Source organism: Streptomyces sp. NPDC047853, from assembly GCF_043204535.1.
GTDB lineage: Bacteria > Actinomycetota > Actinomycetes > Streptomycetales > Streptomycetaceae > Streptomyces.
The window spans coordinates 1-8,071 of the sequence record NZ_JBIDCI010000004.1 but is presented as its reverse complement, the minus strand read 5'-3'; the positions used below and the strand labels follow the sequence as shown (position 1 = coordinate 8,071).

Genomic DNA, 8,071 nt, shown 5'->3' with positions numbered 1-8,071 from the left:
CCTGCCCGCTGGGAGTCGCATCGATGACGAACGAAGAGAAGCTGCTCGACCACCTGAAGTTCGTCACGGGTGAGCTGCGGCAGGCGCACCAGGAGCTGCGCGCACAGCGGGAGCGGGACTCCGAGCCCATCGCCATCGTGTCCATGGCCTGCCGCTTCCCCGGCGGCGTCCGCACCCCGGAACAGCTGTGGCAGCTGGTCACCGAGGGCCGCGACGCGGTCGGCCCCTTCCCCACCGACCGGGGCTGGGACCTGGGCGCCCTGCTCGACCCGGACCCCGAGCGGCCCGGGAGCAGCTACGGTCACGAGGGCGGATTCCTCCACGAGGCCGCCGAGTTCGACGCCGGGCTCTTCGAGATATCGCCGCGCGAGGCCGTCGCCATGGACCCGCAGCAGCGACTGCTCCTGGAGACCTCGTGGGAGGTCTTCGAACGGGCCGGCATCGACCCGAAATCGGTGCGCGGCGGCCGGATCGGCGTGTTCGCCGCCACCAACGGCCAGGACTACGCCACCGCGCTCGCCGCCGACCCGCAGGCGGCCGAGGGCTATCTCGCCACCGGCGCCGTCGCGAGTGTGCTGTCCGGGCGGCTCTCGTACGTCTTCGGCCTGGAAGGCCCCGCCCTCACCGTGGACACCGCGTGCTCGGCGTCGCTGGTGGCGCTGCACCTGGCCGTGCAGTCGCTGCGCAGGGGCGAGTGCACCATGGCTCTCGCGGGCGGCGTCACGGTCATGGCCACGCCCGCCGCGTTCGTCGAGTTCTCCCGTCAGCGGGGGCTGGCGGCCGACGGCCGGTGCAAGGCATTCGGGGACGGCGCGGACGGCACCGGCTGGGGCGAGGGCGTCGGGATGCTGCTGGTGGAGCGGCTCTCGGACGCCGTACGCAACGGCCACGAGGTGCTGGCGGTGGTCCGCGGGTCGGCCGTCAACCAGGACGGCGCCTCCAACGGCCTGACCGCGCCGAACGGTCCCTCGCAGCAGCGGGTCATCCGTGACGCGCTGGCCTCGGCGGGCCTGGCGCCCTCCGACGTGGACCTGGTCGAGGCGCACGGCACCGGCACGAGGCTCGGCGACCCGATCGAGGCGCAGGCGCTGCTGTCCGCCTACGGCCGGGGCCGCCCCGCCGACCGCCCGCTGTGGCTCGGCTCGGTGAAGTCCAACATCGCCCACACCCAGGCCGCCGCCGGTGTGGCCGGCGTCATCAAGACGGTGATGGCGCTGCGGCACGGGGTGCTGCCCCGTACCCTGCACGCCGACGAGCCCACCCGGCAGGTGGACTGGTCGACCGGCGCCGTACGGCTCCTCACCGAGAACCGCCCCTGGCCCGGCCCCGACCGGACCAGACGCGCCGCCGTCTCCTCCTTCGGGGTGAGCGGCACCAACGCGCACACGGTGCTGGAGCAGGCGCCCGAACCCGACCCCGGCCCCGAGACAGGGGAAGGCCCGGCCGTGCCGCCGTCCGCGGCCGCCGAACCGCCGCTGATCCCGCTCCCGCTCTCCGCCGCCACCCAGCGCGCTCTGCGCCGGCAGGCGGTGGCACTCCACGCGCACCTGGCCGAGCGGCCCGAGGCACGCCTGGCCGACCTCGGCCGCTCGCTGGCCACCACCCGCGCGACGCTGGCCGCGCGGACCGTCGTACTGGCGGCAGGACGCGACGACGCGCTGCGGGCGCTCGCGGACCTCGGCGAGGGCACGGTCCCGCCGGAGGCGGAGACCGGCACGGCGGCACCCGGGCGCACGGCGTTCCTGTTCTCGGGACAGGGCGCGCAGCGGGTCGGGATGGGGCGGGGGCTGTACGAGGCCTTCCCCGTGTTCGCCGATGCGCTCGACGCGGTGTGTGCGCAGGTCCACCTCCCGCGGCCGCTGAAGGACGTGCTGTTCGGGGAGGACGCGGAGCTTCTGGCACGCACCGCGTACACACAGCCCGCTCTGTTCGCCGTCGAGGTGGCGTTGTTCCGGCTGGTGGAGTCCTGGGGGCCGGCCCCGGACATGCTGGTGGGCCACTCGATCGGTGAACTGGCCGCCGCGCACCTCGCCGGGGTGCTCTCCTTGGAGGACGCGTGCGCCCTGGTGTCGGCGCGCGCCCGGTTGATGGACGGGTTGCCGCGGGGCGGCGCGATGCTCGCCGTCGAAGCGGCCGAGGACGGGCTGGAACTGCCCGACGGGATCGACGTGGCGGCGGTCAACGGGCCCACCTCGGTCACCGTCTCCGGGGACGCCGCCGCGATCGACGCCCTGGAGGAGCGGTTCCGGGCACGGGGTGTGCGGGTGAAACGGCTGGCGGTCTCGCACGCGTTCCACTCGCGCCTGATGGAGCCGATGCTCGACGAGTTCGCGGCCGTCGCCCGGTCGTTGACGTACCGTGCCCCGACGCTCCCCGTCGTCACCACCGCTCCCGGGGACCCGGCCACCCCCGAGTACTGGGTCGGGCAGATCGTCGCACCCGTCCGTTTCGCGGACGCCGTGCGCCGGGCCCACGGGTTCGGCGCCACCCGCTTCCTCGAACTCGGCCCGGACCGGTCCCTGTCCGCGCTCGTGCCCTACCTCGTCGAGAACGCGACCGCCGTGCCCACCCTGGGCTCCGGCCCGGACGAGGCCGCCTCGCTGCTGCACGGCATCGCGCGGATGCACGTGCACGGCGCCCCCGTCGACTGGGCGGCGCCGCTCGGCACGGCGGGCGCCCGGCGTGTGGAACTCCCCACCTACCCGTTCGAACGGCAGGCGTACTGGCCCGACGCGCGGCTGAGCGCCGGGGACCTGACCTCCGCCGGCCTCGGCGCGACGGGGCACCCGCTGCTGGGCGCCGCCGTGTGGCCGGCCGTCGGGGGAGGGGTGCTGCTCACCGGCCGGCTCTCCGCCGCCACGCACGGCTGGCTCACCGACCACACGATCCTCGGCGGTGTCCTCGTCCCGGGCACCGCGTTCGTCGAACTCGCCTGGCAGGCCGGGGAACACGTCGGCTGCGGGGCCGTGGACGACCTCACCCTGACGGCGCCGCTCGTCCTGCCCGCGCGCGGCGGTGTGCAGATCCAGGTCAGCGCCGGAGCCGAGCGCGAGGACGGCACCCGCCCTCTGGAGATCCACTCGCGTCCCGACGGCCAGGAGGAATGGACCGGCCACGCCGTCGGACAGCTCGCCGCCGCTCCGACCGCCGCTCCCGCCGGCACCGTGCGGACCTGGCCCCCGGAGGCCGAGCCGGTGGACCTCGACGGCTTCTACGAGCGGGCCACCGGGGCCGGTTTCGCCTACGGTCCCGTCTTCCAGGGGCTGAAGGCCGCCTGGCGGGCGGGCGATGACCTGTACGCCGAGGTGGAGCTGCCCGAGTCCGCCCACCGCGATGCGGGCCGCTGCGGACTGCACCCCGCCCTGTTCGACGCCGCGCTGCACCTCACCGGCCTCGACCCGGACCGGGCCGGGCTGCCCTTCGCCTGGCAGGGCGCCACCCTGCACGCGACCGGCGCCACCCGGGCCCGCGTCCACCTCGCCCCCGCCGGCGCGGACGCCTGGACGCTGCGGATCAGCGACCCCGAGGGCACCCCCGTCGCCACCGTCGAGTCGCTCACCCTGCGGGCCGCGACCGCCGCCGGCCCGCGCCACGACGACTCGCTGTTCCTCCTCGACTGGACGCCGGTGCCCGTGCCCGGGTCGGCCCGGCGGGCATCGCTCACCCTGGCCAACGACGGACTCGGCGCCTTCCTGGCCGCGTTCTCCGGTGCCGCACCCGACGTCGTCGCCTGGCCCGTGGCGGACGCGGACACCGAGGTCGCCGTCACCGAGGTCCTGGCCGGCATCCAGGCGTGGCTGGCCGACGAGCGGTTCGCCGCGTCCCGGCTGGTGCTGATCACCCGCCGTGCCGTGGCCGCGGTACCCGGTGACGATGTCACCAATCTGTCCGGGGCGGCCGTCGGCGGTCTCGTTCGGTCCGCGCAGGCCGAGCACCCTGATCGCTTCGTCCTGCTGGACGTCGACACCGACACCGACCCCGGCAGCGGGACCGACACCGGGACCGGGACCGGCACCGACATCCGCACCGACGCCGACCTGCTCGCCGTGCTCACGGACGGCGACGAACCCTGGCTCGCCCGGCGCGGCGGCACCCTGCTCGCCCCCAGGCTGGCCCGCGCCTCGGCGTCCGGCGCACTCGCCGTGCCCGACACGGAGGCCTGGCGACTCACCGCCGACCGCGCCTCCGGCTCCCTCCGCGACCTGGCCCTCGCGCCCGCCTCCGAGGCGACCGCGCAGCTGGCGCCGGGCGAGGTACGGGTCGAGGTGCGTGCGGCGGGGGTGAACTTCCGCGATGTGCTGATCGCCCTCGGGCAGTACCCGGACCCCACGGCACTCATGGGGTCGGAGGCCGCGGGAGTCGTGGTCGAGGTCGGCCCCGGGGTCGGGGACCTCGCACCGGGCGACCGCGTCTTCGGCCTGTTCGAGGGGGGCTTCGGGCCGCTGGCGGTGGTGGACCGACGGATGGTGGCGCCGGTCCCGCCGGAGTGGACCTTCGCGGAGGCGGCCTCGGTGCCGATGGCCTTCCTGACGTCCTACTACGCGCTGGTCGACCTGGCGGGGCTGACCGCCGGCGAGTCGGTGCTGGTCCACGCCGTCGCCGGTGGCGTGGGGATGGCCGCCGTACAGGTCGCACGGCACCTGGGCGCCGAGGTGTACGGGACGGCCTCACCGGCGAAGTGGGCGGCGACCGGACTGGACCCGGCCCACCTCGCCTCCTCGCGCGACCTGGGCTTCGAGCAGGCTTTCGCCCAGCGCACCGAAGGGCGCGGTGTGGACGTCGTCCTGAACGCGCTGGCGGGCGAGTTCGTCGACGCCTCGGCGCGGCTGCTGGCCCCCGGCGGCCGCTTCGTGGAGATGGGCAAGGCGGACCTGCGCGACCCGGACTCGTTCGGCGACCGCCGCTACCGCTCCTTCGACCTCGGCGAGGCAGGGCCGGACCGGTTGCAGGAGATGCTGCGGGAGGTCCTGGGGCTGTTCCGCGCCGGCCGGTTCACCCTGCTGCCCGCGCGGGCGTGGGACGTCCGGCAGGCGCCGGAGGTCTTCCGGCACGTCGCCTCGGGCGGCCACGTCGGCAAGAACGTCCTGATGCTGCCGCGGGCCCTCGACCCGGAGGGCACGGTCCTGATCACCGGTGGCACCGGCACCCTCGGATCGCTGCTGGCCCGGCACCTGGTCGAGCACCGGGGGGTACGACACCTGGTCCTCACGAGCCGGAGCGGTCCCGCCGCGCCCGGCGCGCGGGAACTGGCGGAGCGACTCGGCGCGCTCGGCGCCCAGGTGCGGGTGGCCGCCTGCGACGCCACCGACCGGGAGGCCCTGGCCGGACTGCTGGCCGGCCTCCCCGCCGAACACCCGCTCACCGGGGTCGTGCACGCGGCCGGTGTCGCCGACGACGGTGTCGTCGAGGCGCTGACGCCCGAGCGGGTCACCGGCGTGCTGCGCCCCAAGGCCCAGGCCGCGCTCGCCCTGCACGAACTGACCGCGGGCCACGACCTGGCCCTGTTCACCGTCTACGCGTCCGCGTCCTCCGCCTTCGGCTCCCCGGGCCAGGCCAACTACGCCGCCGCCAACGCCTTCCTGGAGGCGCTGGCCCAGCACCGCCGGACCCGGGGGCTCGCCGCGACCGCGCTCGGCTGGGGCCTGTGGGCCGAGGAGAGCGCCATCAGCGGCGGCCTCGGTACCACCGGTCTCGCCCGCGCCACCCGCGTCGGCGGCGCGCTCTCCGCCGACGAAGGACTCGCCCTCTTCGACGCCGCCCACACCACCGGTCTGCCGTACCTGCTCCCACTGCGCTTCGACGCGTCCGTCGCCCGGACCCTGCGGCCCGTGCCCGCGCTCCTGCGCGGCCTGGTACGCGCCCCCGCGCGCCGCGCCGCCGGTACCGTCACCGGCGGTTCCGGCCTCGCCGGACGCCTCGCCGCGCTCCCCGCCGCCGAACAGCGCCGCCTGCTCACGGGACTGGTGTGCGCCGAGGCCGCGACCGTCCTCGGGCACACGGGCGCGGACGCGGTCGCCCCGGACCGGGTGTTCAAGGAACTCGGTTTCGACTCCCTGACCTCCGTCGAACTGCGCAACCGCATCAACGCGGCCACCGGCCTGCGCCTGCCCGCGACGCTGCTGTTCGACCATCCCACCCCGGCCGCGCTCGCCGACCACCTCGGCACCGAACTGGTCGGCGAGGTCGGGCCGGCGCACCGGGCCACCACCGGTTCCGCCACCGACCACGGCGAGCCGATCGCGATCATCGGCATGTCGTGCCGGCTGCCCGGCGGTGTCCGGTCGCCCGCGGACCTGTGGCGGCTCGTGCACGCCGGAGAGGACGCCATCACCGCCTTCCCGACCGACCGAGGCTGGGACATCGACACCACGGACCTGCCCTACGCGCCGCTCGGCGGTTTCCTCGACGACGTGGCCGGGTTCGACGCCGGGCTGTTCGGGATCTCGCCGCGCGAGGCGCTGGTGATGGACCCGCAGCAGCGCCTGCTGCTGGAGACGGCATGGGAGGCGTTCGAGGCAGCGGGGATCGACCCCCTCGCGGTCGCCGGTAAGCCGATCGGCGTGTTCGCGGGCGCCGCCTCCTCGTACTACGGCCTCGACAAGGCCCTCCCGGAGGACGTCGCCGGCTACCAGCTCACCGGCGGCGCCACCAGTGTCCTCTCCGGCCGGGTGGCGTACTCGTTCGGCCTGGAGGGGCCCGCCGTCACAGTGGACACGGCGTGCTCGTCGTCGTTGGTGGCGGTGCACCTCGCGGTGCAGGCGCTGCGGGGCCGTGAGTGCGACATGGCCCTGGCCGGCGGAGTGACGGTGATGGCCGGCTTCGGGGTGTTCGACGAGTTCAGCCGCCTGGACGGACTGGCCGAGGACGCGCGGTGCAAGGCGTTCGCGGAGGCCGCGGACGGCACGGGCTGGTCCGAGGGCGTCGGCCTGCTGCTGGTGGAGCGGTTGTCCGACGCGGTGCGCCGGGGACATGAGGTGCTGGCGGTGGTGCGGGGCAGTGCCGTCAATCAGGACGGGGCGTCGAACGGTCTGACGGCGCCCAACGGTCCCTCGCAGGAGCGGGTGATCCGGCAGGCGTTGGCCAACGCGCGTCTTGAGGCGTCGGACGTGGACGTGGTGGAGGCGCACGGGACGGGGACCAGGCTGGGTGACCCGATCGAGGCGCAGGCGCTGCTCGCGACGTACGGACAGGGCCGGAACGAGGACCGTCCGGTCTGGCTGGGCTCGGTCAAGTCGAACATCGGGCACACGCAGTCGGCGGCGGGTGTGGCGGGCGTCATCAAGATGGTGCAGGCGCTGCGCTCCGGAGTGGTCCCCGCGACCTTGCACGTGGCGGAACCGACCTCGCATGTCGACTGGTCGGCCGGCGGAATCCGGCTGGCGGTCGAGTCGCGGGCGTGGCCCGAGACGGGGCGTGCGCGTCGGGCGGGTGTGTCGTCGTTCGGGATGAGCGGCACCAACGCGCACGTGATCCTCGAACAGGCCGAGGAACAGGCCGAGGAACAGGCCGAGCCGGTGACGGCCCCGACGCCGGAGTCCGGGGTGGCTCGCGGCGGGGTGGTGCCCTTGGTCGTGTCGGCGCGGTCGGCGGGCGCGCTGTCGGGCCAGGCGGATCGGTTGCGGGAGCTGCTCTCCGGTGCGTCGGGACCCGATCTGGTGGACGTGGGCTGGTCGTTGCTGTCCCGGGCGGAGTTGGAGCACCGCGCGGTGGTTCCGGCAGCCGACCGGGAGGCCGCGCTGGAGGGCTTGGGTTCGGTGGCCGAGGGGGCGGCCGCCGGTTCCGTACGGGGCGTGGTGAGCGGGGAGCGTGGCGTGGTGTTCGTGTTTCCGGGTCAGGGGTCGCAGTGGGTGGGGATGGGGCGGGAGTTGGCGGGTTGGTCGGGGGTGTTCCGGGAGGCGTTGGCGGAGTGTGAGGTGGCGTTGGAGCCGTGGGTGGAGTGGTCGTTGTGGGAGGTGATCGAGTCGGGTGATGAGGGTTTGTTGGGGCGGGTGGATGTGGTGCAGCCGGTGTTGTGGGCGGTGATGGTGTCGTTGGCGCGGTTGTGGCGTGGGTGTGGGGTGGTGCCGTCTGC

The 8,071-nt window shown here is 75.1% G+C and carries 1 protein-coding gene; it reads left to right on the top strand.

Going from position 1 to position 8,071, the window contains the following annotated elements; genetic code table 11:
* Positions 1-23: 23 nt before the first annotated feature.
* A partial coding sequence (locus ACGF5T_RS09510; RefSeq protein WP_366768828.1) for an SDR family NAD(P)-dependent oxidoreductase occupies positions 24-8,071 on the top strand: 8,048 nt, incomplete at its 3' end.